Consider the following 25,647-nt stretch of genomic DNA (forward strand, 5'->3'; position numbering starts at 1 on the left):
GTTCCGGGAGCAGGTTGAGCGCGACCGTCAGCGAGCCGCCACCAGGCAGACCGAGTTCAACGATTCGAACTATGTGCCTAAGCGATCGATAAACGTGATTCCAGCTGTTGCCGAAGTTCAGCGCGTGGCCACCCGGTCAAACAGTCGCCCCATGGGTCTAACCGGAACGGGACATGCAACCGTCAATTGGCAGGATGCCCGAGGGCGGCGCAGCAGTTGGCAAACGACATTCACTTATCGGAATAGCACCATCGATAACACCACGTTCTGCCTAAATGTCGGCAAGGGCTCGATTCCTTATCGCTCATGCCGCAAAGGCGCTCGCGAGTGGCTTAAGGCAAAGTGCCGCACCAAGCAACCGTTGAACGATGGGTGGCGGGATATGTATTGCCATGCATACCAGGCGTATCGCACCTGAAGGTGTTATGTAAATTGACCAGGCGGTTGGAAGCGAAACGGGACAGATTGGATCGTCACATACCTGTGCTGGGCGTCGAAAGTACCCGGCGAGACTCGCAGCTCTTCCACACCAAACCAACCAGCCCGATCGCCACCACCGCAAATAGAATCTGAAAGCGCGGCGCATCCAGCACCTGCAAGGTCAGGCCAGAGACCAGCACCCACAACACCGGGATGATGCTCGCCGCCCAGAGCGCCCAACCTCGGAACACGATCAACGCCAAACCCAGCGTGGCCACCGCCGTAGGATCGGCGTGGATGCCGAGTACCTCTGCCTGATACCACGAGCCACCCGTCAGCGGGGCGATCAAGGGCATGCCGATAAGACCGAAGATAGCTAGAGCCAATCCGATAAGTATCGGTGGGCTGGTGAGGCGCGGCGCTTTATCCAGGCCAAATCCGGTCAACGCAACCAGTGCCAGCAGGACGGCCTGGACGATGAACGCGTAGCCGGCATAGCCCCCGGCCCAGTTGAGCTCTGCATAACGCTGGATGAAAAACGCCACGCCGACGAAAGCCCAGAGCGGAGCGGGGAGAAGGCAGGCGAGCTGCGTGCGGCCCTTCAATGCCAGAACAATCGCGGCTGCGCCCAGCGCCAGTGTCAGCACATGCAGCGGCCAGAAGGTTTCGCCCATCCGCTCGATCAGGCGGAAGTACACGTCCGTGGTGAACGGGATGAAGTCCTGCAGTTGATAGCTGGCCCAGTCGTTCATAGCGATTCGATGTACGCGGCCATCCGTTTCCGAGCGTCAGCCGAGGGCATCGGGGCATGGCCGGCGCGCATGTTTTCCCGCATATGCTCGACCTGGGTGGTGGCCGGGATCGCGCAGGTGATCGCCGGGTGGCTGACGATGAACTTCAATAGAAAGTCCGCCCAGGTGCTGCAGCCGCATTCCGCTGCGGCCCATTCGGGCAATGGCTCGTTTCTCCGCTTGAGGTTCTTGATCAGGCTGCCGCCCTCGAAAGGCCGGTTGGCGATGACGCCGATGTTTCTTTCCTGTGCCAGCGGCAACAGCCGGTCTTCCGCCTCGCGCTGGGCGATGTTGTAGGTGAGCTGAATGAAGTCGATGTCTTCCGACGTCATGATTTGCTCCATCTCGCGGTGCCGCCGCCCATGCGAGGTGGTGATGCCGATGTAGCGGATCCTGCCGTCGGCTTTCATCTCCTGCAGCGCTGCCAGGTGCTCGCGCCAATCAGTCAGGTTGTGGACCTGCACCAGGTCGAGCTGCTCCACATTCCAGCGCATCTCCTGCTCGGCCACCTGTTCGCGGGCAGACCCACCGGCCGGGCTCCAGACCTTGTCTGCGGCGAACAGGTTTTCGGGCGTACCCAGTTGTTGTAACGCGTAACCCAGCGTATCCGGCGATGAGCCATACATGGGCGAGGTATCGATCAGGCGACCGCCAAGCTCGAGAAACGTCCTTACCACCTCGGTGCGAGCGTCCAGCAATTTCGGGTCGCTGCCCACGTTGAAGGTGCGCCAGGTACCCATGCCGATGACGGGCAGTGTGTTGTCGGTGCCTGCATAGGGCTTTTGCCGCAGCCCGCCGGGGCTGGCGAAAAGGGACGTGGAAGGCAGCATCATCGCCGCCAGGGTGGCACCGATGAGCTTGAGGCTCTCTCTGCGAGTGATGCGATGGGTCATGGCGCTCGCTCTTTCAGGTTTGTTGGGTTGGCACCGCCTCCGGCTCCGCAACGGCCAGCTCTTTGGGAAAGCGACGTATCAACAGAGTCAAGCCGAAACCCACCGAGAGCACCAGGAAAGTGAAGCTGAACGCTGCGGTAAAGCCGCCGGTGGATTCGATCAGCCACCCGGCGATGGCCGGGCCGAGGAACTGGCCGATGGCGAAGAACAGGGTCGCGAAGCTGAAGGCGATGGGGATGTAGCGGGGCGCTACCTGATCGGTCGCGCTGGTCTGGATCATCGCGAACAGCCCGTTGATCGAGGCGCCCATGACCAGGAAGTGCAAAAAGAAAAACAGCAGAGTCTGGTCGATTAGCGGCAATCCCATCGCCACGATCACCATGAAAATGCACATCGCCAGCGCATTGCCACGCCCCCAGAAGTCGGACACCCAACCCCACAGCGGGCCTGCAGCGATGGACATCAGGCCCATCATCGCCATGAAGCTGCCGGCGGTGGAGGCACTGTGACCGGTCTCGACCATGTAACTGACCATGAAGACGGTCTGGACGATATAGCCCATGCCGATGATGCCGTAGGTGCTAGCCACGATCAGCACGCGTGGGTTGCGGTAAATCCGCCACTTCTCGTCCGAGGGCAAGCCGCCCGCATCGCTGGACTTGGCCTGGGGAGGGTTGCGCACGAACAGAGCGATCATGGCCGCGACGAACAACGCTGCACCGGCAAACACGCCCCAGCTGACACGCCAGCCATGCTCGCCGAATGCCGAGAACATGGCTGGCACCAGCACCCCGGAGACCAGCACACCGAGTCCCACGCCGCTGGTCATGCATCCGATGACCAGGCCTCGCTTCTCGGGAAACCAGGTCGCCAGCAGCGATACCATGGGCGCAAAGGCGAAGGCCGTGCCAAACCCCAGCACTCCCTTGAGGAACATGACCAACCAGAAGTTGGCGGCAAACGCTAAACCAACGAAGCCCACCGTCACCGTTAGCATGCCAAACAGAATCGACGCCTTGGCGCCCCAGCGCGCCGCCGCCAGGCCGCCGGCGAGGACGAAGCAGACGTAACACAGCGCGGTCACCGTGCTGAGAATGCCCGCCTGCTGATAGGACAGACCAAGGTCCGCACGCATCGCCGGCAGGATCACGCCATAGGCCAGGCGGGCGAAGCCGATCACAACCAGGGACGTTAGGGTGCCGCACAGCACGGTGATGACCATGTTGGGGCGGTTGTTGCTCTGGGACATCGGGGCTCGCTTGGTATCAAATGCTTCGTAGCGAGTGAGGTTAGCAGCTATCACTCGCGGCGGCCGGAAGAGCGGATCAACATGCGTCTCGTAGTTGAGCCAATCATCATCAGATCAATACAAGCAGTACGGACGTCGGATCCGCGCGAAGAGCTTCACGAACTTTTCTGCACGATGGGAGCCGAGTTTATCCTTGGGCCAGAGGGCCGGTTTACAGTGGGCTGACTGCTGGCTTTGACTCACACCGAAGGCAGTTGAAGGAAGCGATGCGCAACGATGTGAACGCCTTGGGATGTGCATGACTCCGCGGTTCGCGCCCAGGTGCGCTCCTACAGGAGACCGCGCCGGCTGAGTGTTCCATGTAGGAGCTGACTGGCCGAAGGCCTGGCTGCGAAGGGTTTGGCTTACCCTCGCATCCAGGGGGGAGGCGGCGGCTCATCGCTGGGTTCGTCCGTGGCGTTGCGCAGTGCTTCCCGACGTTCCTGCTCGGCGAGGGTTGCCTTGATTTCACGCATCACGCCGTCAAGATCGGCTTCATCTTCCGGCTCGTCGAACTCACCCGTCAGTTCGCTATCCGGCGTCAGCTTGCCGTCTTCATACAGCGCCCACATTTCCTTGGCGTAGCGCGTCGCTTTGAGTTCCGGGGCGAACTGGCCGAAGTAGGCCGACATGTTGCCCACGTCCCGTTCGAGCATTTCGAACGCATGGTTGTTGCCGGCTGCGTCGACCGCTTGCGGCAGGTCGATGATCACCGGGCCGTCCCCGTCGAGCAGTACGTTGAATTCGGACAGGTCGCCATGCACCAGCCCGGCGCAGAGCATCTTGACCACTTCGCCGATCATGAACGCGTGAAATTCCCGCGCGTCTTCGGGCTCCAGGTCTACATCATTGAGACGTGGGGCGGCGTCGCCGTCGGGATCGGTGATCATCTCCATCAACAGTACGCCGTCGAGGAAGTCGTACGGTTTGGGTACGCGCACACCGGCTTGTGCCAGTCGATACAGCGCGGCGACTTCGGCGTTCTGCCAGTTCTCTTCCTTTTCCTTGCGGCCGTGCTTGGAGCCCTTGGCCATGGCGCGGGCGTCGCGACTGCTGCGTACCTTGCGGCCTTCCTGATATTTCACTGCCTGACGGAAGCTGCGGTTATTGGCCTCTTTATATACCTTGGCGCAACGCAGTTCCTTGCCGCAGCGCACCACGTAAACCGCTGCTTCCTTGCCGCTCATAAGCGGTCGCAGCACTTCGTCGATCAGCCCATCTTCGACTAACGGCTCGAGTCGTTTTGGCGTTTTCATCCCAGCTTACGGATCCTCTTGATGTTTGAGTGATGCAGCGTGGCTCCTCGGTGGACAAGCTTGGCGTTGCCCACCGCTGCTAATACATTCAGGTCTGCAGATTACGGCAATCGTCAATCGGCTTCCATGCTGCGCTGGGTCGATTTCTGAACTTCTTGCGTCAGCTCGTACTCTTCAGAATTCAAGATGAAGCTCCCCGTTTGAGCTTTGATAGCCTCGGAGACGTAATGCCACGAACACCGACTGAAGCCGAACAACGGGCGATTCTCAAGCGACTCGACAAGTTCAGCCGTTTCACCGACAGCAGCATCGGCCTGCCTTTTACCCGGTTCAAGATCGGTGTCGAAGCTATCGTGGGTCTGATTCCGGGCATTGGTGATGCGGCCGGCCTGGCGATGGCCTGCTATGTGTTACTGGAGGCTCAGCGGGCCGGGGCAAGCGGTGAGGTAAAGCGCCGCATGCTGCGTAATGTGGGGATCGACTTTGCTGTGGGTCTGATACCGGTGGTGGGGGACGCCTTCGACGCCGTCTACAAGGCCAACACGCGCAATACGCGATTGTTAAGGGACTATCTGAACGCCCAGCTGGCCGTAGAGGAGCCGCCGCGAGTCTTCCCATGGAAGATCCTGATCGGTTTGTCGGTGCTCTTCGCCGGGATCGCTGGCGGCGTCGCGGTTCTTATGTAAAAGCCCTTAAGGATAAATAATCCGAATTAAAGGTATCTATCTGTCAGCGATGCTGTACAGTGGGCACCAGCTTGATAGAAAGTATTTAGTTCAGATCTCCACTTCGTTGTATCGCTAGTCGTGCCTCGTCCTGAAGTTTCTAAGTTATCGCCTCTTTCCAGCATCCGGTCCGCACGGACCATCATTTGTTATTTCAGGATACTTATTATGTCTACTACTACTGGCACGGTTAAATGGTTCAACGAAGCTAAAGGCTTTGGTTTCATCGAACAGGCAGGTGGCCCGGATGTGTTCGCACATTTCAGCGCCATCACCGGCTCGGGTTTCAAGACCCTTGCCGAAGGCCAGCGCGTTGAGTTCAAGCTGACGCAGGGCCAGAAAGGCCCGCAAGCTGAAAACATCATGGCCGTCTAAGCCTTCGGGCGCCTCGCGCGCCTGACTGCGAAGAACCAAAAAGCCCAGCTAAATGCTGGGCTTTTTGTTGGCCAGCATTTAGCTGTCTGCGAGGTTGGTTGCCGGGGCGGAAGCGTCCGGGAGTGACGCTGGTTATGATGCCAGCCTGTTCGGCCTGTGCTTCAAGGGGGATATTCCCGGCGATTGCGTGGTCGGTTGTTGCACACGCCATCCGAACGGACTGGCCTCATGCCTTTAAGTGCCTCATGTAAAGGGGCCTCGGTAAATGGAGTACCCATGCAGGAAAAACCGACATCCACCCTTAATCCTCCGGTGTTTTTCGGCTCCGCCGCTCTCATCTTTGCTCTCGTGCTGTACAGCGTGGTACTGCCGGAGCAGGCACAGGTCGTATTCGGTGAGTTGCAGTCCTGGATTATCACCAATGTGGGCTGGATCTATATTCTCGCGGTGGCGGGCATTCTTCTGACGGTTGTCCTGGTCGCCGTTAGCCGCTTCGGTGACATCAAATTGGGGCCTGATCACAGCGAGCCGGACTACCGCCGGCCGACCTGGTTCGCCATGCTGTTCTCTGCCGGGATGGGTATCGGTTTGATGTTCTTCGGCGTCGCAGAGCCGGTCATGCATTTCCTCGATCCGCCTGCGGGAGAGGGCGGCACCGCGGCCGCAGCGCGTGACGCCATGCGCATTACCTTCTTCCATTGGGGGCTCCATGCCTGGGCGATCTACGCTATCGTCGCGCTGATCCTGGCGTACTTCAGCTATCGCCATCGCTTACCGCTGACGCTTCGTTCGGCGCTGTATCCACTCATAGGTGACCGCATTTACGGCCCTATCGGCCACGCGGTAGACATATTCGCTATCATCAGCACCTTGCTGGGTGTGGCCACGTCGCTCGGCCTTGGGGTCAGTCAGATCAATACCGGGCTCAACCACCTGTATGGGCTGCCTATATCGGTTCCCGTTCAGGTGGGCCTTATCGTGGCAACCACAGCGTTGGCGACCGTGTCCGTGGTAACGGGTCTGGACAAGGGTGTTCGACGGCTGTCGGAGGTCAACCTGATCCTCGCAGTCATCCTGCTGGCTTTCGTGCTGATTGCCGGCCCCACCGTGTTCATCCTGCAGACGTTCGTGCAGAACACCGGCGGTTACCTGTCGAATCTGGTCAACACCACGTTCAACCTGTATGCCTATGAGCCGAACGACTGGATCGGCGGCTGGACGCTCTTTTACTGGGGCTGGTGGCTGGCCTGGTCGCCCTTCGTTGGGTTGTTCATCGCACGTATTTCTCGCGGCCGTACCATCCGCGAATTCGTTACGGGCGTGCTGCTCGTACCAACCGGTTTCACCTTGTTCTGGATGACGGTCTTCGGCGACACCGCGATACATATGATTCTGTGGGGACAGGTCGAGGGCCTCGGACAAGCGATCGAAGCGAATTCGGCCTTGGCGCTCTTCGCATTTCTTGAGGAATTTCCGTTCGCCTCGGTATTTTCGCTGATCGCAATCCTCATGGTGGTGGTGTTCTTCGTTACCTCTGCGGACTCCGGGGCGCTGGTGGTTGACCTTCTGGCATCGGGTGGGGTGAGCCCGACGCCAGTCTGGCAGCGCTTGTTCTGGGCGACGTCCATGGGTGTCGTGGCCATCGCTTTGCTGCTTGCGGACGGGCTGACCGCCTTGCAGACCGCCACAATCGCCAGCGCGTTGCCGTTTACCCTGGTTCTGATGCTGTGCATCGTCGGGTTACTGAAGGCCTTGCGGCTGGACGCCACCAAACGCGACCTGCGATATCAGACGCCGACCACCTCGCCGACCACCTCGACCGCATCTGGCGGGTGGCGCCGCCGGCTGCATAACATGGTTCGCTTTCCGAACGAGCCAGAAGTGGAGCGATTCCTGACAGAGGTCGTTCAGCCGGCTTGCGAAGCGATCAATGGCGAGTTCGATGCAGAAGGGTTCGAGACACGTGTGAGCCGCGGTGAAGACTCCCGTGTCCGGCTTGAAATTCTCCATCAGGGCGAAACGGACTTTGTCTACGAGGTGCGTCCGCGCGCTTACGAGCGGCCCAGTTTGACCTCGGTGAACGATGACGAGAATACGGCAGACGAGTATTACCGTGCCGAGGTGTATCTGAACGAAGGTGGGCAGAACTACGACGTGATGGGCTGGAGTCGCGACGAGGTGATTGGCGATATTCTGGACCAATACGAACGGCATATGCACTTCCTTCACGTCGTGCGCTGACCGAAGCGCTGACTCGTGCCTCCGGGCGCGGTCAGCGATTGTGAGCGCAGCACTGCCCTAGGCAGGATGCATTCGATGGTGAACCGGCCGATACGTCAGATCAGACGCATCGGCCGGCTCCGGTCATGGCTTTAGTTGAAGGTCGGGTCTGGTTCTCTCTGCCGTCTTCAGCACTTTTGCTTCATGCCTCTTAGCTCGACCGAAGCCATCCCGCCGTCGACATTGGGGGCTCTCTACGATTGCTGTTCGCGTCGGAGGCATAGCCTTCGCCTTTTATGAGCCGGCGGTTTCATCGGTTAAGCACCTGGTACCCCTCGCAAGGCAAGGTTTCGAATCAGCTCGGCAATGATGAAACGCTCACGGTTTTGTATGACGGCGGGTGCCCGCTGTGTATGCGGGAAATCGCTCACGTTAAAGGCCTGGCGGAAAGGCGCGAAGACAGTGCGCTTCGCTTTGTGGATATCAGTTCCGGCGCGAGTGATTGCGCAGCCTTTGCGGACGATCGCGAGAAGTTGCTGGCTCGCTTCCATGTACAGCGCAGCGACGGGTCGCGGCTCGATGGCGCCGAGGCCTTCGTCGCCATGTGGAGCCGGCTCCCCGGCTGGCGCTGGTTGGCACGTGTGGCCCGGCTGCCTGGCGGGCTCGCGCTGTTCGAGTTGAGTTACCGCGGGTTCCTCCGGGTGCGGCCCGCACTGCAGCGACTCGCACGCCAGGCGGAAGCAAAGCGGCGCAGGTGAGTCATTCAGGTTCGGTATCTTCGTCGGATCGCCCGGGGCGAGTGGGTAGACTCAATGGCACATTCAGCGGTTACCACAATCCGTTTCGAGGAGATAAAGGTTGAACTACGAAGACGTCGTGATGGGGCGCCGAAGCATTCGCGCCTTTAAGCAGAACCCGGTTCCGCGTAGCGTCATCGAGGAAGTCATTGCACTGGCCAGCCGAGCGCCGTCGTCCATGAATACGCAACCCTGGCACCTGCACGTTCTTACAGGGGAGCCGTTCGACCGCATTCGTGCCGAGAATACCGAGCGCATGCTGGGCGGCGTTCCGCCGAGCAAGGAGAGTCGGGGCATCGGCTCCTATGAAGGCACGCATCGAGACCGGCAGGTCGAGATAGCCGTGCAGTTGTTCCAGGCCATGGGCATCGCACGTGACGACAAGGAAAAGCGCCAGGACTGGATCCTGCGTGGATTCCGCCAGTTTGATGCGCCGGTTTCGATCGTCGTCACCTACGATCGAGTGCTGCAGGAAGGCGACATCGCCCAGTTCGACTGCGGCGCGCTGGTCAACGGCCTGGTGAACGCAGCTTGGTCCCGCGGACTTGGTTGCGTGGTCAACAGCCAGGGCATCATGCATTCCCCAGTCGTGCGCAAGCATGCCGGCATCCCGGAAGATCAGGTGATCATGATCTGCGTCGCGATGGGATACCCCGATGAGGACTTCCCAGCCAATGCCGTCGTGTCCAAGCGTCGCCCAGTCGACGAGGTTGCCCGCTTCATCGGTTTTTGATACGTAGGGTGGATAACCGCGCAGCGTTATCCACCAACCTGGCTACCTGGAAATGACCACCCGCGACGAGCTCAAGGCAAGGCCTTTGCCGTTTTCCCTTGGCGTGCTGGAATGTGAGTTACCGCAATATCAGTTCAATCGTTTCCTCTACGAACTGGTAGGCAGCGAATGGGAGTGGGGCGATCGCGACGACTGGACTGACGAGCAATGGCGCGCCATTGTCGAAAGCGACGAACTTCGTACCTGGGTGGCGTATGACCGTGGCAGTACCGCCGGTTACTATGAGCTGTACCGTCCGGACGGGGTGAACGCGGAGATTCGCTATTTCGGACTGGCAACGGGTTCGATCGGCAAAGGCCTCGGTGGACCGTTGCTGAGCCATGCGATCGAATCGGCGTGGAATTGGACGGGAACTGAGCGGGTGTGGGTGCACACCTGCACGTTCGATCATCCGAGCGCACTGGGCAACTACGTGTCACGAGGGATGAAGCTTTATCGGGAAGACGTTCTGCCCGCCCACGCACCGTAGGGTGGATAACCGCGCAGCGTTATCCACCGCTTCGGCAGGTGCGTGAGCTATGTAGTGGGTAAGCTTCGCGTTATTTACCCTACGAAGCATGGAAGAGATGTCAAATGCTAAGGATTGTCGGTCTAACATTGGCCGTATTCGGGTTGCCTGGATCGGAACTGGCGCTGGCGGAGAACGAGCAACACATCCAACTCAGAACCACCGATGAAACCGGCTGCTATATTACCGACGGCAAGTTCACCAGCCCAACCATTGGCGTGGCGGCGGGGCTGTACCATGAAGCCTGGTTTCCCAAAGAGCGTGCGCTGAGGATCATCAACGTAGCATTGGCGTCAGGATGCGATATCGGAGAACCAGACGACGTAGGTTCTACGCCTTTAATAGCGTCGATTATTTATAACGAACCAGCGTAGCGAAGTTTCTTTTGGAACAAGGTGCGGACCCTTACCTGGCCATCTCAAGTCCCAAACCGTACTTGGATGGGCAGAATGCTTTCCAGATACTTGAGTTCTTGACCAGCCGTCAACGGACGGAGGACAGGAGTGAGCTGGTTGCGTTGTTCGCCGCTTATCAGGAGAAGAGATAGTCGTGTCTTCAAGCGAGCCTTACCGAGCCTCGTAGCCGGCGAGGCCACTAAGCCTCACCGAGCGAAAGCTGCCTGTAACTCCGATACCAAATGAGCCCGCAAAGCTTTGATTCGCTGGGCACGGGCGACGTCTGGATGAGTAAGAATCCAAAGCTCTGTTTTGAGCTCCGCGATAGGTTCGCTTAGCGAGACCAGCGGCTGTTGGTTCTCCGCCAGGTAGTCCGATAGCACGGCTTTCCCTAAACCCGCCCGCACCGCGTGGTACATGCCCAGAACACTGTCGGCGCGAAAGGAGCAGCGAGCGTCAATTCCGGAGGCTTGCATCCAGCGTTCCAGCGCAACGTAACCGAGCTGCCTATCGGGCCCTATCCAGGCATGTGTCTCTTGTGCCGCACTTGATGCATAGACCGACTGAACAATCGAGCCTACCTTGCGTCCGATAAGCCGCTCGTCAGGGTTCGAGCCAGGGCGGACGGCCATGTCAGCGTCCCGTGTGCCCAAATCATACAAGCGATTGGACAGCGCGATTTCGAGTGTGATGGAAGGGTGCGTCTTGGAGAAGCGGCTTAGCGCTGGCGCGAGCGGACCGGCTAACAGGGAGTCGGTGGTGGTAAGGCGGATAGTCCCAGAAAGCTGATCATCTTGGCCGGTGAGACGACGCTCGGCTCCGAGCATTTCCAATTCAATGCGCGCGGCGGTGGCGCTTAGGTCGTCTCCGGCAGGAGTCGGCGTGTAGCCTTTCCGTGAGCGGAAAAACAGCCTGATTCCTATCCGCCGTTCCAGCGCGTTCAGCCGCCGGAAGATCGTGGCATGGCTACTTTCCAGAGATCGTGCCGCGCCGGCCAGAGAACCGTTTCTGGCGATCGCCAGCACGACGCGCAAGTCATCCCACGAAAGGTTGTTTGCATTCATGCAAAGTCCGTTGTTGGCGTGACCGGATGTTGACCCGGACTGGATGTGAGTAGGGTGGAACAGAACTCAACCGCACTCGGAGACCGCTCATGCATGCCCTGATCGTTTACTGTCACCCCGAACCCCATTCGTTCAATGGCGCGATGAAAGATACCACCATCGACGGGCTCGCAGACGCTGGCTACAGCGTTGAAGTATCCGATCTGTACGCGGACGAGTTCGATCCGGTGGAGCATGCCCGGAATTACGCGACTCGTGAATGTTCAGAACGGTTCTTCCCGCTGACGGAGCAGAATCATGCTTATGATCAGTGCACATTGCCCAGTGATGTGCAGCGCGAGATCGCTAGATTAGAGCGCGCCGATCTTATCATTCTTCAGTTTCCCCTTTGGTGGCACGCTCAGCCGGCAATGCTCAAAGGCTGGTTCGACCGGGTATTTGTTTACGGCGGGCTGTATTCCGGAAAGATGCGCTATGACACCGGACGGTTCGGCACCAAGCGGGTGATCTGTTCGGTTACCACCGGCGCGCCTGCTCCAACCTTCGGTCGGCATGGCAGAAGCGGGGATATCGTCCGGCTGCTCTGGCCTATTCATTACTCGCTGTATTACTTGGGATTGCAGGTGCTCGTTCCGAATGTGATCTTTGGTGCGCAAGGCGGCGGACTAGAGTACCAAGATGAGCAAGCTTTACAGGCTCGTTTGGACGTCGAAAGATGCGCATGGTCAAACCGTGTGGCGGCGCTTCATGCCGAGCCTTCGCTAGCTTTCGCGGGCTGGGATGACTGGGATGAGCATGGAGCGCTCCGGATCAATCATCCGCGGCGCTGGGCGGACTGAAACGATCGTGTGTCCGAGGCGGTGCCGTAGGGTGGATAACCGCGTAGAGTTATCCACCACATTGGTGGGTGTGTACGAACCCACGGTGGACAAGCTTCGCGTTGTCCACCCTACTTATTTCAGATTTTCGGCCGCCTGCGTTTCCAGCTCTGACTTTAATCTAGGCTCGAGCTTCAGTTGGCGTGCCAGCTCATCAAGATAGGAGCGTTCCATGAAGTTCTGGTCGTCCACCATGAGGATGCTCGCCAGATACATTTCCGCGGCGATTTCGGGCGTTGTGGCGGAACGTGCCACGTCGATGGGATCGAGGGGCTTGCGTAGTTCCTGGTCGAACCACTGCTTGAGCTGAGGGTCGGGTGTCAGCTTCTCGATTTCGCCTTCGATCATCTGGCGCTCACGATCGTCGACGTGTCCGTCCGCCTTGGCGGCGCCGATAAGGGCACGCAGGATCGCTTGGCTATGCTCCTCCACCTCAGCGGGAGGGACACGGTCTACTGTTCGCAGCTGACCTTCCGGCTGAGCCATGCCGGTCTGCACTTCGTTCTGGCTCTGCCAGTTGCTGTACGCCTTGTAGGCGACCAGGCCGAGTGCGGCGAGCCCGCCGTAGGTGGCGACCTTGCCGCCCATTTTTCGATGCTTCTTGCTACCCATCAGCATGCTGATCGCGCCGCCACCCAGAGCGCCGCCGCCAACGCTGCCGAGCAGCCCGCCGAGCGCCGATTCGATTCCTGAGCCTGATTTTGAGCCCGAGCTTGAGCCCTGCTTGGTGCCGTTACCTTGATTCTGAAGCAGATCCTTGCCACTGGTGAGCAATTGATCGAGCAGGCTGCGGGTATTCATGAAAACCTCGGCGGGAGCTGGCTGAAACGCCAACATACGTTTGCTTCCCGCTTTTTCGCAAGCTCGAAAGAGACCGTGTTGTAACGGCCTCTTACAATCATGAGATCGGAGCGGACTCGCATTGGTTGAATCCCAGCCTTGTTTCCGAGCGCAGGGTTGGCTAGCCAACCGAACCCTGCGCCAGATGCTGAGGTTACGAGGCTGTTTCGGGGGAGGCTGCGGTTGCCTGACTGCGCTGCGCAAGACTTCGCAGCAGTCCATCACTGTGGGCATACGCCCCGAATATGCCGCCCTCGCGCTCCATGCTGCGCAAAACGGCTTCATGCAGCTCCGGCGTCGCTGCGCCGCAGCAGTCTTCGAGCAGCAAGCAGTCCAGACCACGGTCATTGGCGTCGCGCAGGGTCGATGACACGCAGACATCGGTTGTAACACCGGCCAGCAGCAGCCGAGTGATGCCTCGGGCCGACAGTATCTGCCGCAGGTCGGTGGCATAGAAGGCGCTGTTGCCCGGCTTGTCCAGAACCACTTCGCCGGCATGCGGGGCGAGGGCATCGACAAAGTCGCAGCCATATTCTCCACGCACCAGCAGGCGGCCCATTGGACCCTCACTACCGATCGCTGCGCCTTTGCGCTCGCCCTTCAGGCGTTTGGTGGCGTTCAGGTCGGACAGGTCAGGGCGATGGCTTTCACGGGTATGGACGATCAACATGCCCGTCCGACGAACTGCGTCAAGCAACCGCCGACAGGGTTCAACGGTGCGCTGCACATGATCGAGATTTTCCCCCAGGCTACCGAAGTAACCGTCTTCCTCGAGAAAATCGCGCTGCATGTCGATCATGATCAACGCTGTGTCACTGGCGCTCCAGGACTGCGCCAGCGGCCAGGGGTAGGGCGCCGACTGGTCGACTACCTGGTAACCGCTCATGGCTGCTCGATCCAGGTAGTCGGGAAGCGCAACTTCACGTTGCCGGCGTTACCGATGATGTCCCCGTCGCCTGTTTCGATGCCGATATAGCCTTCATTGGGCACGTTGTCGCCCAGCAAACCGTGTTGAAAGGCGAAGGTCGTCATGGCCTTGAGCTTGGCTTCGTATTCATCGCCGGTCACCAGTTCCCTGGCTTCTTCGGGAGTAAAAAAGTCGATGGTCTCGAGCTGGCTGGCCAGGCCTTTCTCATCGGTGTTTAGTGCCGAGGCCATGTATTGCATGAATTCTTCATGCTGGGGATGATCCGCCTGCATCATCTCCATCACTTCGTACCAGGCTCCAGCGATGGCCTTGCCCAGGTCCGGGTTCTTCTCCAGCTTTTCGGTCTGCACGACCAGAGCATCGACGATCTCGCCGTGAATATCGGACGAATCGAACACCAGTGTGGTATCAGGATACTGCTCGAGGATCTGCGTAAGCTGCGGCTTCCAGGTCGATACCGCCTGGGTGGACGGATCTTCGAACGCGCTGGCGATATCGGCGTCCGAGGTATTCACCACGGTGACGTCTTTCTCTGACATACCTGCCTTATCGAGCGCTCGCGCCAGCATGTAGTGCGAGCCGGAGAGTTCGACCAGGTTGATCCTTTTGCCTTTTAGATCCTCGATGGTTTTGTCCTTGCCACGCATCACGATGCCATCGCTGCCGGCAGAGGTGCTCAGCGGCACCACGGCGGTGGTGTCGACGCCGGACCCGGCCGGGATGGTCAGCGCATCGAGCGTGATCGCAATTGCACCGTCGAACTCGCCTGCGGCGAACTGGGTTTGTGCTTCGATGTAGTCGTTCATCTGGACCGCTTCCAGATCGAAGCCGTACTTGTCGCCCCACTTTTTCAGAATGCCGGCGTCTTCGGCGTAACCCAGAGGCATGGAACCGGCATAGATGGTCCAGGCAATGCGGTAGGAATCCTGGGCGGCGGCGCCCATGGAAGCGGTGGCGCTCAGGGCCAGGGCCAGGGCACTCAGGCTAGTTCTGTATCGATTCGGCATGTCGTTGGACTCCTACAGCATCAATGGAGTCCACATCTTATTGAAGCAAGCGGCGGGGAAAAATGACGGAAAATGCACGTGAGCGTGCATAAAAGTCATGATCAGGATCGGAGCAGCAGATCCCGAAAATGCGCCAATATGGGGCGCGCCTTCACGTTCTCCTGCTGGTACGCCAGTTCTATCCGGGAATGGTGAGCGAAGCGCTCGGGCAGGACCGCGAGAAGCTGGCCGGACCGCTGCCAGCTCCGCGCGTAGTGTTGCGGAATAAACCCGACATAGCGACCGGAGAGAATGGACAGGACGATCGCCTCCAGATTCGAGGCAAACGAGACCTGACCACGGTGATCCTGGGCAAAGGATTCCAGATCCTGATGTTTGAGGAACTTGCGTGCGATCAGGTCCTGCGTGAGCAGGGCGGCGTAGATTGCGGTGTCCTCTGCTCCCTGAGCGATCAAGCGGCCGAGCGGCGAGTCATGGAAACAGTACAGTGAATCCGATTCCTGATAGAGCGTGTGATAGGTCAGATGCTCGTGCTTGCTCTCGAAAATACCTACCGCCAGGTCTGTCCTGCGGTCCAGCAACTGTTTCTCCGTGTCTGCCGGAGCATGCACTTGGATGTCGAGATCGACTTTGTCGCCGTAGCGCTGGTGCAGAGCCTGCAGGGCTGGCTGCAGCGGGCACTGGGGATCGGTGATGATGTTGTCGATAAGGCTGATGTGCAGGCTATCGCTGTCGTTTGCGCTGAGCCCTGCGACTTTCTGTTGAAAGCCACGCAGGCTGGAAAACAGCTTCAAGGCCTCCTGGTAGACCTTTTCGCCCTCGCGGGTGAGAAGAAATCCCTGGCGTCCACGTTCGCAGAGCACCAGGTTCAGCTGCGCTTCCAGTTTGGACAGCGCGCGGCTGATGGTGGAGGCGTCCTTGTTCAGAATCGCCTGGGCGTTGGATATGCCGCCGGCTTCTACCACGGCCAGATAAATACGAAGCAGATTCAGGCTGATCGAGTCCATGGAAGGCATTGCGCTTGTTTCGTACCTGTAGCGAGTAGGGGGTGGAGCAGGGCGTCGCGATGCACAGAATAGGAGCGGTCGGGGGAACAGAGCGACCGCTCCTATCAGGTTCGTCAGCTCATACGGTGCAATGCGCAGATCTTGTTGCCAGCCGGGTCGCGGAGGTAGGCGAGGTAAATCTGACCGGTAGAACCCTGGCGCACGCCCGGCGGGTCCTCGCAGGTCACGCCACCGCTGGCGATACCGGCTGCATGCCAGGCATCGGCCTGCTCAGGGCTGTCCATGGCGAAGCCGATGGTGCTCCCGTTGCCGTTGCAGGCGGGCTCGCCGTTCAGCGGCTTGGTGATGGCGAAGACGCCGGTTTTGGTGAACCAGAAGCAGCGACCCTTCTCGTCCATGACGCCGGGTTTGCAGCCGACTACGCCCAGTATGGCGTCATAAAAAGCCTTGGATTCCTGCATATCGTTGGCGCCGAGCATGACATGGCTAAACATCGTGTCTTCCTTTCTATGGGACTTGGTTGTTCTTTTTGGCGTGACCAGCCTTCCGCTTAATGCGGCGCGAGTCAATAGTGCGTCGGCGCGCGGTATAAAGCGAGTGGGTCAGGCTGATCGAGAATGCGAACGCTTAGGTTTCGAACTACGATAAGAGTCTACATAACCTATTGGCAGTATTGGTTTTTCTGCCCTGATAGCTGGCAATGGGAAAGCCGCTTCGGCACAATGGACATACTCACTACAGCTTCGGGATATCCGCATCATGAAAGGCCACCAGGAAGTCATCGATTGTCTCATCGAGCTGCTGCGCGGAGAGCTCGGCGCGCGCGACCAGTATTTCCTGCACTCGCGGCTTTACGAAGACATGGGCTACGCGAAGCTGTACGAGCGCATCAACCATGAAATGGAAGAGGAAACGCAGCACGCCGATGCCATTCTCAAGCGCATTCTGTTTCTCGAAGGCATCCCGGACATGCGTCCGTCGGTCATTCATCCCGGTTTCACCGTACCGGACATGCTGGCCGCGGACCTGAAGCTGGAATACGAAGTGCGAGACAACCTGGCAGGCGCTATCGCGCTGTGTGAACGCCACGGTGACTACCAGACCCGCCAGATTCTCGAGATCCAGTTGAAGGATACCGAGGAAGACCACGCGTACTGGCTCGAGCAGCAGCTACGCCTGATCAAGCTGGTCGGTATGCAGAACTACCTGCAATCGCAGGTCTGACCCTCGCTATTAGCCCTGAGCTGCCAGGGCCCACCGGTACGAAACCGCTCATCACATTCCTTTCCACAGGTCGACTTCTGGCACTGTGTTCGGCCCTTTCGAACTGCAGCTGTACCTTGTGGCGCATAGAGGCGGCGCGTATAAGAATCGCTCGCCCAGGAACCCTCTATGAACATATCCGATGTGACCGTTTCGCCAGAATGGCAACCCGCCGGGCGCCGCGAATGGCTGGGATTGGCCGTGCTGGTATTGCCGACCCTGTTGCTGGCGCTCGACATGACCGTGCTGCATCTGGCCGCCCCGCACCTGAGTGCCGACTTGCAACCGACCAGTTCGCAGTTGCTGTGGATACTCGACATCTACGGCTTCATGGTGGCCGGGTTCCTGATCACCATGGGTACGCTGGGCGACCGGATCGGCCGCCGGCGGCTGTTGCTCGCTGGGGCTTTTGCCTTCGGTCTGGCGTCGGTCGCGGCGGCGTTCGCCACGTCTGCAGGTATGTTGATTGCCACGCGTGCGCTGCTCGGTATAGCCGGCGCCACCTTGATGCCGTCTACGCTCTCACTGATCCGCAACATGTTTCACATCGAGCGCGAACGTACCCTGGCGATTACCATCTGGATGACCGGATTCATCGTCGGTAGCGCCATCGGGCCGCTGGTTGGCGGTTTGATGCTGGAGTTCTTCTGGTGGGGTTCGGTGTTCCTGCTGGCGGTGCCTGTCATGGCGCTGCTGCTTATCGTCGGGCCGACATTGCTGCCGGAGTTTCGCGACGAGCAGGCAGGTCGGCTCGACTTTGCCAGCGCCGTCTTGTGCGTGACGGCGCTGTTGCTGGTTATTTTCGGCTTGAAAGACACCGCGCGCGACGGCGTCAATCTGCTTGCCTGCGCCGCGGCTGTTGCGGGCTGTGCCATCGGCTTCGCCTTCGTCCGCCGGCAGAAGCGGCTGGCCGATCCGATGTTCGACATGGCCCTGTTCCGCCGTCGTGCGTTTACCGTGTCGGTCACGGCGATGATGCTCTCGCTGCTTGCCCTTTCCGGCTCCTGGCTGATGATCTTCCAGTATCTGCAAGGCGTAAGCGGGCTCAGCGCGCTGGAGGCCGGGCTGGTCATGTTGCCGGCCGCCGTCATCCAGACCTGCGCCTCGCTGCTGGTTCCGCGCGTGGCTCGTGGCCTGAGGCCCGCGGTCTTTGTCAGCCTTGGTCTTGGCTTGGCCGTGGTCGGCTTGCTCGTGTTGCTATTGGTTCAGGGGCGCGACGGGATCGGGCTCATCGTGCTGGGGACGGTACTGTTGGGTGTCGGGATCATGCCGATGATGATTCTCGGCACGGATCTGGTCGTGAGCGCTGCGCCGAAGGAAAAGACCGGCGCCGCGGCAGCGACATCCGAAACGGCGTCCGAGCTGGGCATGGCCATGGGCATTGCGGTGATCGGCAGCGTCGGCGCAGCGGTGTATCGGCGACACGTCGCAGGCGAACTGCCTGCCGGGCTGAGCGCCGAACACGCCGAGATAGCCGGGGACACCATTGGCGGCGCCCTGGCCGTTTCCCGTCAGTTGCCGCCGGAGTTGGGGGAGGCGCTGCTTGCTGTTGCCCAAAGCGGCTTCGCTGAAGCACTGCATGCCAATGCGCTGATCGGGGCAGCAATCATGGCTGGCACGGCGCTGCTGACGGCGCTGTGCCTGAGTGAGGTGAAACTGGAGGCCGGCGCGCACTAAAGCGGCTGGCGACTCTGGCCTGTCTGCCCATCAGGCCGTTGGAACGGCTTCCACCGCCGGTTGGCCGCTGGCGAGGAACTGACTGGCCGGTACCGGTCGCCCCAACCAGAACCCCTGAAGCACGTCGCAGCCTAGTTCAGACAACAGCGCCTGTTGCTCGGCATCCTCGATGCCCTCCGCCACGACGCGCAGATTCAGCGCCCTGCCCAGCGTCACGACCGATGCCACGATCGCCGCGTCGATGCCACCGGCGCACACTTCGCTGATGAAGCTGCGGTCGATTTTCAGTTCGCGCACGGGCAGGCGCTTGATATAGGAAAGGCTGGAATAGCCTGATCCGAAGTCATCGATCGACAAGCAAACGCCGAGCGCTGCCAGTTCCTCGAGCATGGCGATGGCCTCAGCGTCGCGAACCGCCATGGTCTCGGTGATCTCGATGGCCAGGTTCTGGGCGGGCAAATCGTAGCGGGCCAACACGTCCCGCACGTGTCCCACCAGCCCGTGATGTCTCACATGCAACCCTGAAATGTTCACCGCGACCTGCCAGGTGGTATGGCCGGCTGCGCGCCACGCCTGCAACTGGCGTGCCGCTGCGTTCAGCACCCATTCGTCGATACGGGTAATCAGTCCGGCCTGTTCGGCCAGCCCGATGAATCGATCAGGGGCGAGCAAACCCAGCTCCGGATGCTGCCAGCGCACCAGCGCTTCGGCACCCATCGGCGCGCCCGTACTGGCGCAGAACTTGGGCTGGAAATGCAGGACCAATTCCTCGCGCTCGATACCCAGGCGCAGCTCATGCAGCAGCTTGAGTTGGGCGCGAGCGTCGACGTTCATCGCCGGTTCGAAGAAGCTGTAGTCGTTACGTCCGTTATGTTTCGCGTGGTACATGGCGGCGTCGGCATTCATCAGCAGCTCCTGCTTGTTGTCCCCGTCTCTGGGATACAGCGCGATGCCGACGCTGGTGGAAATGCGCAGCTCATGCTCGCCAACTGGGAAGGGTCGGTTGACCAGCTCTATGATCTGCTCCGCAATGGCGCTCACGTCCTCGCCATCGGATATCTCGGCCAGCAGGACGAACTCGTCGCCGCCAACCCGGGCAAGCGTATCGCGCGAGCGCATGTGACCGTTGAGACGATTGGCGACCACGCAGAGCAGCTCATCACCGGTGTGGTGACCGAAGGCATCGTTGATCGGCTTGAAGCCATCCAGATCGAGGAACATGACTGCGAAGGTACGGCCGTGCCGCCTGGCCCGGGCGATACATTCGTTGATCCGTTCTTCGAGCAACAGCCGGTTCGGCAGCTTGGTCAGGCTGTCCTGCAGGGCGAGCTCCATCAGCTTGCGGTTGGCCCGAGCCAGCGAAGAGCTGAGCAGCTCGGTTTTTGCAGCGAGGCGTGCGTCGAGCAGCGAGAGCAGGAGGGTTATTGCCAGAATGGCCACTGTGATGACGATCACCAGGCTCGCCAACCACTGTGTATCCAGTCCTTCGACCGCTGCCGCGCAATAGCTGCCCTCCGGGAAGTTGGCTGCCGCCATGCCGATATAGTGCATCCCGACGATGGCAAACCCCATGATGACCGCGGCGCCGCCGCGCATGACCTTGACCCGTACCAGGCGCCTGCGCAACGCGAAGGCGATGCGCAGGGCAGAGCCCGATGCGGCAGTGGCAACCAGCAGAGAGGCGACGACCAGCACCGGGTCATAAACGATGCCGGGCTGCATGCGCAGCGCACCCATGCCCAGATAGTGCATGGAGCTGATCCCCGCGCCCATGATCAACGCGCCGAGGAGATTGTCTCGCCAGGACATGTCAGGCTGGCTGACGAGCCAGAGAGCCAGGCCCGAGGTCAGTATGGCGAGGATCAGTGACCCCACCGTGAACGTCAGATCGTAACCAAGAGGAATCGGCAGCTTGAAGGCCAGCATGCCGATGAAATGCATCGACCAGATACCAAAGCCCATGGCCAGCGCGCCACCGCTTATCCAGTAGCGCACCGCTGCGCCCTTGGCCGACGCGATGCGTCCCGACAGGTCGAGTGCTGTGTAGGACGCAAGCATCGCGACGACAAAGGAGATCAATACCAGAAACAGATCGTAGCGGCCGGCCAGCATCGGGGACTCGTAATAACGGGGAGTGGCCTTGCGAAGGGTACGCCCAGGCCGTGATGGCACAATGATACGTGACCGTGCGGTTGGCCGATAACAACTTTGCACTATGGCCACATCGGTACCGACGAATGGACCCCGGGAAGGGCAAGGGGAGGAAGGGAGAGGAGAAGGACAAGGGATCAGGTGGCGACCTGATCCCTCATGCGCAACGTGCGCAGTTACTTCTCGTTGATCGAGATGGCCTTGATGTTGACGAACTCGTGCATGCCGAAGCCGCCGTGCTCGCGACCGTAGCCGCTGTCCTTCACGCCGCCGAAGGGCAGGTTGGGCTGGGCGAGGTTGTAGCCGTTGATGTTGATCATGCCGGTATCGAACTCGTCGCGAGCCAGCTTCACGGCGCGATCGGCGTCGGCTGAGAAGATGCCGCCGCCCAGGCCGAAAGGCGAATCGTTGGCTACGCGCATGGCTTCCGCTTCGTCGGCGACCTTGATCAGCGAGGCGACCGGACCGAACAGCTCGTCATCGTAGGCTGGCTGGCCGGGCTTGACGTTTTCCAGCACGGTGGCGGGGTAGTAATAGCCCTTGCCACCCGGGATCTCGCCGCCTACCGCGCAGGTAGCGCCGCCTTCGATGGAACGTTGGACCTGGTCATGCAGCTTGTCGCGCAGATCCTTACGGGCCATTGGCCCCATGACCGTATCCTTGCTGGTCGGATCGCCTGTGGTGATTTTGCCCATGGCCTCGACGAAGGCGTTACGGAACTGATCGTATACCGACTCGACAACGATGAAGCGTTTGGCCGCGACGCAGGTCTGGCCGGTGTTGTTGATACGACCCATGACGCAGAACTTCACCGCCTTTTCGATATCGGCGTCGTCCAGTACCAGATAGGCATCGTTGCTGCCTAGCTCCAGCACGGTTTTCTTCAGCACCCTGGCGGCTTTCTGTGCGATGTCAGCACCGGCACCCGGGCTGCCGGTCAAGGTAACGCCGCGTACCAGCTTGTGTTCGATCACCGCATCAGAGGTGTCGTGGTCGATCAATAGCGAACGGAAAGCGTTTTCCGGCAGGCCGGCATCGCGGTAGAGCTTCTCGACTTCCATCGCCATGCCCCAGACATTGCCAGCGTGCTTGAGCAGGATGGTGTTGCCGACCATGAGGTTGTCTGCGCTATAGCGGATCACCTGATAAAGCGGGAAATTCCAAGGCTGGATCCCATAGATCACGCCGATTGGCTGATAGCTGATCAACGCGCGACCCCCGCGGATGTCACGAGTCTGCTCCGCCAGTTCTTCCGGGCCATGCTCGGCAGCGTATTCGCAGATGGCCGCGCACAGTTCGCATTCCTGCTTGCCCGCGGCGATGGTCTTGCCCATCTCCTGGGTCATCAGCGCGGCGTAATCATCCTTGCGCTCGCGGATGAGACCGGCAACCTTGCGCAGCAGCGTGGCCCGTTCCTCGAAGGACGTCTTGCGCCATTGCAGGAAGGCTTCGTGGGTTTGCTCGATGACCTGATTGGCTTGCTCGCGGCTCATGAGGTCGTAGCTGGCGATGACTTCTTCGGTAGCGGGATTGATCGTCTGTTTGGAACGGGACATAAGGTCTCCTTGATCGTCGTGAGCGAAATCGCGGATTGAACAGGTTTGGGACGGCGCAGGCGGGGGAGAGTTCGTTGCCAGGTGTAGCGGGGTATTGCCGGTCACAGGCCAGGATAGCCGGAAGGTCGGTCTTTTCATGCGACCAGATCAGACGGCGACGATCCCACTCCGCAGGGATACCGTCTGAAGTTTCCGACAGCGCGTGCAACCGATGCCTCGACGAGAATCCGTGGCAGAAAGTCGTCGATTGAAACGCGCCGCGTCGACCGGCCCGTTCAGCGTCGCGACTTGAGCCATTCCTGCTTCAGCGAATTCCAAAAAACCTGCAGGCTGCTGAACTTGGTGTCCACTGCGTCGATATATCGATCGAGCTGGTCGATCTCTTCGTGCTGAGCCGCTTCCTCGCGCTCGAGGTCGTCCAGCTGCTGCTCGAGCGTGCCGAGCGAGTCGCGCAGTTCGCGCAGACGCTGCCGGGCTTCCAGTCGGTTCGGGTTCGAAGTCATGACAAAGGTCCTTTGAAATATCAGAGCTGGCTGAAGCCGATCATCAACAGTGGAAGGGCGAAGAAGACGCCCCCAATATAACCGACGACGTACAACTTGCTCCGTTCGGCAAGCCTGGCAAGTGTCTTTGCTATCCCAGGCGGGATACCACGCAGGAATGGCAGCGCATAGATAATGAAGATGCCGAGCAGGTTGAATAGCAGATGTACCAGCGCGATCTGCAGCGCCACTTCTGCTGTAGGGCCCGCAATCGCCGTCGCGGCCAGCAGGGCCGTCACACAGGTGCCTATGTTGGTTCCCAGGGTGAACGGATACACCTGTTTGAGAGAGAACACGCCAGTGCCCGCAAGCGGCACGATGAGCGCAGTCGTAGTGGAAGACGATTGAACAAGCACGGTGATAACGGCGCCCGAAGCGATGCCCGAGACCGGTCCGCGCCCTATGCTCGCGTGCATGATGCGTTTGGCACGACCAACCATCACGCGACGCAGTATCTTGCCGATGGCGGTAACGACGAACAGGATCGTACCGATGCCAATGATGATTAGCGCGACGCCGGTCCATACCGGGCCAGGCAGCCAGCTCACGCTGGCCTCGAGTATCTCGGAGGCCGGCGCGAGTAATGTATCCATGAAGTTGACGCTGTCCATGTCCAGGCTGGCGTCGGTGGACAGCAGCCCGGCTAGCGCCTCGGATACGCGCTCCAGAGGATGGAGGAGCAACTCAATCGGCAGCAGGATCGCGACGGCGGTGAAGTTGAAGGCGTCGTGAACGGTGGCCGCAGCGAAGGCTCGGCGAAATTCTGTCCCGCTGCGAACATGCCCGAGGCTGACGATGGTGCTGGTCAGTGACGTACCGATATTAGCGCCCATGATCATGGGAATCGCGATGGACACCGGCAACCCCCCGGCGACCAGCCCGACGATGATCGACGTGACGGTGCTCGAACTCTGAATGAGTGCGGTGGCGGCCAGCCCGATTGTGAGGCCGACCAGAGGGTTGGTAGCGAAGGCAAACAATTCTCTGGCATTGTCGCCCGCAGCAGCCTTGAATCCATCGCCAATCGCGCCGACACCGGCTAGCAGCAGGTAAATGAGCACCACTACAGCCAGCCAGGAGATCCATCGGCTACTGGTTGGTTCGGAACGTTGATCGGACAGCGTTTCGACATTGGTCGTCATGGCCAACACTCCATCAGAGAGGTGTGCAATCGATGATGGAAGCGGGGCGTGACTCTTTCATGACCTCCGATAGCTGCTGTCATACCTTCGGTCGGATGGGGACGAGCGGCGCGCTAATAAGGCCCGGCGTTTAAAGAAATCCGATCCATCGTCCAGCAACTACTGCACTCAGCCACAGGCATAACGAGAGCGCGGCCTGGAACCTGGTTGCGGCACGTTGGCTGCGTAGGTGCATCTCGCTACCGGATTGTCGACGGTGCAACCAGAGCGCATTGAGTACGGCCGCCGCGATCAGGCCCAGCTTGGCCTGGAACGCAGTATTTTCCACATAAACCGGGGCGTTCACGCTGAACAGCCACGCGCCGGTAAGGGCAGCCAGGCCGAGACCGCAGGCTGCCAGACGTGACAGCAGCGGCCATAGCGCAGACACCGGAACCGCGCGGAACGCTCCGAGCAAACGGAGATCCAGCGTGATAATGGTTCCGATCAACAGGCCGAGCGAGACGATGTGTGCAGCATTGACCAGCAGATAAGCAACGGCATTGCGCTGCAGCCAGATTGCAGGCGGTAAGGCCGATAGCGCTTGCCAGACGTCCGTCACGGCTTACTGCTTTTCGATTCGCTCCGGGTAGATGTCGTACGTCTTCCCCTCGATAGTGACCCGCACGGCTTTCATGCGCTTTTCGGACTTGTCCTGGCTGCGGTTGCCCACGGCGGTGATGCTGTCGCCCGGGCTGGCAGCGTTTTCATCGAAACCGGCTTTCGCCGTGTTGCGCGGGTTGCCCAGTTCGACTCGCCAGGTGCCATCCTCCGCCTCGACATCCAGCGAAGGATGGGGAGGTGCCATCTGAACGTTGGTGATGGTGCCGCTCAGTTGGGTCTGTTCCTGCTCGGCCCATGACCAGCCGTGATGAGCCGTCGCGGGTGAGACGAGCGAAGCCGTTAGCATGGCAATACCGAGCGTGCGCTTGATGAACATGGTGTGCTCCTTGAGGCTTGGGGACCGAGCGGTCGGCAGATGGAATGTGCACTGGCCGAATAGTCAGTATAGGAGTGCTGGCCGACGCTGCCGCGCGGAGACGTAACGCTTTGTTTGAAGCAAACGAACCACTCGTCTCGCTTCAGACAACC

Annotated in this window: 26 protein-coding genes; 10 read left to right on the forward strand and 16 right to left on the reverse strand. The window is 60.0% G+C overall.

All coding sequences use genetic code 11. From position 1 onward, the window contains the following. Nucleotides 1–473 precede the first annotated feature (473 nt). The 4 genes from BLT85_RS04295 to BLT85_RS04310 form a co-directional block, all read right to left on the reverse strand. Nucleotides 474–1,172: a DUF6064 family protein gene (locus BLT85_RS04295; RefSeq protein WP_093391995.1), complete on the reverse strand. Its 699-nt coding sequence runs from the start codon at nucleotides 1,170–1,172 to the stop codon at nucleotides 474–476. Then, a complete protein-coding gene (locus tag BLT85_RS04300) occupies nucleotides 1,169–2,104 on the reverse strand; it encodes an aldo/keto reductase (RefSeq protein WP_093391996.1) in 936 nt (311 codons plus the stop codon). The genes BLT85_RS04295 and BLT85_RS04300 overlap by 4 nt, the downstream gene beginning before the upstream one ends. A gap of 13 nt (nucleotides 2,105–2,117) precedes the next feature. After that, on the reverse strand, nucleotides 2,118–3,353 hold the full coding sequence (locus tag BLT85_RS04305; RefSeq protein ID WP_093391997.1) for an MFS transporter: 1,236 nt from the start codon (nucleotides 3,351–3,353) through the stop codon (nucleotides 2,118–2,120). 404 nt (nucleotides 3,354–3,757) lie between these two features. Then, nucleotides 3,758–4,648 carry a PA4780 family RIO1-like protein kinase gene (locus BLT85_RS04310; RefSeq protein WP_093391998.1) on the reverse strand — a complete coding sequence of 297 codons (891 nt, stop codon included), beginning with the start codon at nucleotides 4,646–4,648 and terminating at the stop codon, nucleotides 3,758–3,760. Between the two features lie 227 nt (nucleotides 4,649–4,875). On the opposite strand from BLT85_RS04310, the gene BLT85_RS04315 reads away from it, so the two are divergent. The 7 genes from BLT85_RS04315 to BLT85_RS04345 all read left to right on the forward strand — a co-directional run bounded on the left by BLT85_RS04315 (nucleotide 4,876) and on the right by BLT85_RS04345 (nucleotide 10,440). Further along, the gene (locus tag BLT85_RS04315) at nucleotides 4,876–5,334 is read left to right on the forward strand and encodes a DUF4112 domain-containing protein (RefSeq protein WP_093391999.1); all 459 of its coding nucleotides are present in this window, start codon (nucleotides 4,876–4,878) and stop codon (nucleotides 5,332–5,334) included. A 207-nt stretch (nucleotides 5,335–5,541) separates the two neighbouring features. After that, nucleotides 5,542–5,748: a cold-shock protein gene (locus tag BLT85_RS04320; RefSeq protein WP_093392000.1), complete on the forward strand. Its 207-nt coding sequence runs from the start codon at nucleotides 5,542–5,544 to the stop codon at nucleotides 5,746–5,748. A gap of 276 nt (nucleotides 5,749–6,024) precedes the next feature. Continuing rightward, entirely contained in the window at nucleotides 6,025–7,989 is a 1,965-nt protein-coding gene (locus BLT85_RS04325; RefSeq protein ID WP_093392001.1) for a BCCT family transporter, read from the forward strand. A 392-nt stretch (nucleotides 7,990–8,381) separates the two neighbouring features. Beyond that, entirely contained in the window at nucleotides 8,382–8,726 is a 345-nt protein-coding gene (locus BLT85_RS04330; protein ID WP_197673870.1) for a thiol-disulfide oxidoreductase DCC family protein, read from the forward strand. A 100-nt stretch (nucleotides 8,727–8,826) separates the two neighbouring features. Then, nucleotides 8,827–9,498: a nitroreductase gene (locus tag BLT85_RS04335; protein ID WP_093392003.1), complete on the forward strand. Its 672-nt coding sequence runs from the start codon at nucleotides 8,827–8,829 to the stop codon at nucleotides 9,496–9,498. 52 nt (nucleotides 9,499–9,550) lie between these two features. Then, entirely contained in the window at nucleotides 9,551–10,027 is a 477-nt protein-coding gene (locus tag BLT85_RS04340) for a GNAT family N-acetyltransferase (protein WP_093392004.1), read from the forward strand. A 104-nt stretch (nucleotides 10,028–10,131) separates the two neighbouring features. Next, nucleotides 10,132–10,440, forward strand: coding sequence for a hypothetical protein (locus tag BLT85_RS04345; protein WP_093392005.1), 309 nt, complete (start codon nucleotides 10,132–10,134; stop codon nucleotides 10,438–10,440). 227 nt (nucleotides 10,441–10,667) lie between these two features. On the opposite strand, the gene BLT85_RS04350 is transcribed toward BLT85_RS04345, so the two are convergent. Beyond that, a complete protein-coding gene (locus BLT85_RS04350; RefSeq protein WP_231701578.1) occupies nucleotides 10,668–11,486 on the reverse strand; it encodes a LysR family transcriptional regulator in 819 nt (272 codons plus the stop codon). A 128-nt stretch (nucleotides 11,487–11,614) separates the two neighbouring features. Between BLT85_RS04350 and BLT85_RS04355 the strand changes: the two genes are divergently transcribed. Beyond that, nucleotides 11,615–12,364, forward strand: coding sequence for an NAD(P)H-dependent oxidoreductase (locus BLT85_RS04355; protein WP_093392007.1), 750 nt, complete (start codon nucleotides 11,615–11,617; stop codon nucleotides 12,362–12,364). 114 nt (nucleotides 12,365–12,478) lie between these two features. Here BLT85_RS04355 and BLT85_RS04360 read toward each other — a convergent pair whose 3' ends face one another. The 5 genes from BLT85_RS04360 to BLT85_RS04380 form a co-directional block, all read right to left on the reverse strand. After that, nucleotides 12,479–13,204, reverse strand: a complete 726-nt coding sequence (locus tag BLT85_RS04360) for a tellurite resistance TerB family protein (protein ID WP_093397372.1) — start codon at nucleotides 13,202–13,204, stop codon at nucleotides 12,479–12,481. A 193-nt stretch (nucleotides 13,205–13,397) separates the two neighbouring features. After that, entirely contained in the window at nucleotides 13,398–14,129 is a 732-nt protein-coding gene (locus BLT85_RS04365; protein WP_093392008.1) for a cysteine hydrolase family protein, read from the reverse strand. Further along, nucleotides 14,126–15,178 carry a putative urea ABC transporter substrate-binding protein gene (locus BLT85_RS04370; RefSeq protein ID WP_093392009.1) on the reverse strand — a complete coding sequence of 351 codons (1,053 nt, stop codon included), beginning with the start codon at nucleotides 15,176–15,178 and terminating at the stop codon, nucleotides 14,126–14,128. Before BLT85_RS04370 ends, BLT85_RS04365 begins: the two co-directional genes overlap by 4 nt. Before the next feature lie 101 nt (nucleotides 15,179–15,279). Next, a complete protein-coding gene (locus BLT85_RS04375; protein ID WP_172829807.1) occupies nucleotides 15,280–16,185 on the reverse strand; it encodes a LysR family transcriptional regulator in 906 nt (301 codons plus the stop codon). Between the two features lie 113 nt (nucleotides 16,186–16,298). Beyond that, nucleotides 16,299–16,679 (reverse strand): VOC family protein, encoded by a 381-nt coding sequence (locus BLT85_RS04380; protein WP_093392011.1) that lies wholly within the window; start codon nucleotides 16,677–16,679, stop codon nucleotides 16,299–16,301. Nucleotides 16,680–16,944: 265 nt separating this feature from the next. Here BLT85_RS04380 and bfr point away from each other — a divergent pair, with 265 nt between their 5' ends. Further along, nucleotides 16,945–17,409 carry a bacterioferritin gene (gene bfr / locus BLT85_RS04385; RefSeq protein ID WP_093392012.1) on the forward strand — a complete coding sequence of 155 codons (465 nt, stop codon included), beginning with the start codon at nucleotides 16,945–16,947 and terminating at the stop codon, nucleotides 17,407–17,409. 168 nt (nucleotides 17,410–17,577) lie between these two features. Beyond that, complete coding sequence (locus BLT85_RS04390) at nucleotides 17,578–19,125, forward strand: MFS transporter (protein WP_093392013.1); 1,548 nt, start codon at nucleotides 17,578–17,580, stop codon at nucleotides 19,123–19,125. A 30-nt stretch (nucleotides 19,126–19,155) separates the two neighbouring features. Here the strand turns inward: BLT85_RS04390 and BLT85_RS04395 are convergent, their stop codons facing one another. The 6 genes from BLT85_RS04395 to BLT85_RS04420 all read right to left on the reverse strand — a co-directional run bounded on the left by BLT85_RS04395 (nucleotide 19,156) and on the right by BLT85_RS04420 (nucleotide 25,495). Continuing rightward, nucleotides 19,156–21,237 carry a putative bifunctional diguanylate cyclase/phosphodiesterase gene (locus BLT85_RS04395; protein ID WP_093392014.1) on the reverse strand — a complete coding sequence of 694 codons (2,082 nt, stop codon included), beginning with the start codon at nucleotides 21,235–21,237 and terminating at the stop codon, nucleotides 19,156–19,158. A gap of 215 nt (nucleotides 21,238–21,452) precedes the next feature. Continuing rightward, a complete protein-coding gene (locus tag BLT85_RS04400; RefSeq protein WP_093392015.1) occupies nucleotides 21,453–22,832 on the reverse strand; it encodes an NAD-dependent succinate-semialdehyde dehydrogenase in 1,380 nt (459 codons plus the stop codon). Between the two features lie 275 nt (nucleotides 22,833–23,107). Beyond that, nucleotides 23,108–23,335, reverse strand: coding sequence for a hypothetical protein (locus BLT85_RS04405; protein ID WP_093392016.1), 228 nt, complete (start codon nucleotides 23,333–23,335; stop codon nucleotides 23,108–23,110). A gap of 20 nt (nucleotides 23,336–23,355) precedes the next feature. Next, nucleotides 23,356–24,516: a Na/Pi symporter gene (locus BLT85_RS04410; protein ID WP_093392017.1), complete on the reverse strand. Its 1,161-nt coding sequence runs from the start codon at nucleotides 24,514–24,516 to the stop codon at nucleotides 23,356–23,358. Nucleotides 24,517–24,646: 130 nt separating this feature from the next. Further along, on the reverse strand, nucleotides 24,647–25,117 hold the full coding sequence (locus BLT85_RS04415) for a DUF6644 family protein (RefSeq protein ID WP_093392018.1): 471 nt from the start codon (nucleotides 25,115–25,117) through the stop codon (nucleotides 24,647–24,649). Between the two features lie 3 nt (nucleotides 25,118–25,120). Continuing rightward, complete coding sequence (locus tag BLT85_RS04420; RefSeq protein ID WP_093392019.1) at nucleotides 25,121–25,495, reverse strand: DUF6152 family protein; 375 nt, start codon at nucleotides 25,493–25,495, stop codon at nucleotides 25,121–25,123. Nucleotides 25,496–25,647: the final 152 nt, after the last annotated feature.

Origin of the sequence: Halopseudomonas xinjiangensis, assembly GCF_900104945.1 — a bacterium.
Classification (GTDB): Bacteria; Pseudomonadota; Gammaproteobacteria; order Pseudomonadales; family Pseudomonadaceae; genus Halopseudomonas; species Halopseudomonas xinjiangensis.

Coding starts and splice junctions, on each gene's coding strand:
- BLT85_RS04295 (WP_093391995.1), bottom strand. CDS start 1,172: ATGAACGACTGGGCCAGCTATCAACTGCAGGACTTCATCCCGTTCACC.
- BLT85_RS04300 (WP_093391996.1), bottom strand. CDS start 2,104: ATGACCCATCGCATCACTCGCAGAGAGAGCCTCAAGCTCATCGGTGCC.
- BLT85_RS04305 (WP_093391997.1), bottom strand. CDS start 3,353: ATGTCCCAGAGCAACAACCGCCCCAACATGGTCATCACCGTGCTGTGC.
- BLT85_RS04310 (WP_093391998.1), bottom strand. CDS start 4,648: ATGAAAACGCCAAAACGACTCGAGCCGTTAGTCGAAGATGGGCTGATC.
- BLT85_RS04315 (WP_093391999.1), top strand. CDS start 4,876: ATGCCACGAACACCGACTGAAGCCGAACAACGGGCGATTCTCAAGCGA.
- BLT85_RS04320 (WP_093392000.1), top strand. CDS start 5,542: ATGTCTACTACTACTGGCACGGTTAAATGGTTCAACGAAGCTAAAGGC.
- BLT85_RS04325 (WP_093392001.1), top strand. CDS start 6,025: ATGCAGGAAAAACCGACATCCACCCTTAATCCTCCGGTGTTTTTCGGC.
- BLT85_RS04330 (WP_197673870.1), top strand. CDS start 8,382: ATGCGGGAAATCGCTCACGTTAAAGGCCTGGCGGAAAGGCGCGAAGAC.
- BLT85_RS04340 (WP_093392004.1), top strand. CDS start 9,551: ATGACCACCCGCGACGAGCTCAAGGCAAGGCCTTTGCCGTTTTCCCTT.
- BLT85_RS04345 (WP_093392005.1), top strand. CDS start 10,132: ATGCTAAGGATTGTCGGTCTAACATTGGCCGTATTCGGGTTGCCTGGA.
- BLT85_RS04355 (WP_093392007.1), top strand. CDS start 11,615: ATGCATGCCCTGATCGTTTACTGTCACCCCGAACCCCATTCGTTCAAT.
- BLT85_RS04360 (WP_093397372.1), bottom strand. CDS start 13,204: ATGAATACCCGCAGCCTGCTCGATCAATTGCTCACCAGTGGCAAGGAT.
- BLT85_RS04365 (WP_093392008.1), bottom strand. CDS start 14,129: ATGAGCGGTTACCAGGTAGTCGACCAGTCGGCGCCCTACCCCTGGCCG.
- BLT85_RS04370 (WP_093392009.1), bottom strand. CDS start 15,178: ATGCCGAATCGATACAGAACTAGCCTGAGTGCCCTGGCCCTGGCCCTG.
- BLT85_RS04375 (WP_172829807.1), bottom strand. CDS start 16,185: ATGGACTCGATCAGCCTGAATCTGCTTCGTATTTATCTGGCCGTGGTA.
- BLT85_RS04380 (WP_093392011.1), bottom strand. CDS start 16,679: ATGTTTAGCCATGTCATGCTCGGCGCCAACGATATGCAGGAATCCAAG.
- bfr (WP_093392012.1), top strand. CDS start 16,945: ATGAAAGGCCACCAGGAAGTCATCGATTGTCTCATCGAGCTGCTGCGC.
- BLT85_RS04390 (WP_093392013.1), top strand. CDS start 17,578: ATGAACATATCCGATGTGACCGTTTCGCCAGAATGGCAACCCGCCGGG.
- BLT85_RS04395 (WP_093392014.1), bottom strand. CDS start 21,237: ATGCTGGCCGGCCGCTACGATCTGTTTCTGGTATTGATCTCCTTTGTC.
- BLT85_RS04400 (WP_093392015.1), bottom strand. CDS start 22,832: ATGTCCCGTTCCAAACAGACGATCAATCCCGCTACCGAAGAAGTCATC.
- BLT85_RS04405 (WP_093392016.1), bottom strand. CDS start 23,335: ATGACTTCGAACCCGAACCGACTGGAAGCCCGGCAGCGTCTGCGCGAA.
- BLT85_RS04410 (WP_093392017.1), bottom strand. CDS start 24,516: ATGACGACCAATGTCGAAACGCTGTCCGATCAACGTTCCGAACCAACC.
- BLT85_RS04420 (WP_093392019.1), bottom strand. CDS start 25,495: ATGTTCATCAAGCGCACGCTCGGTATTGCCATGCTAACGGCTTCGCTC.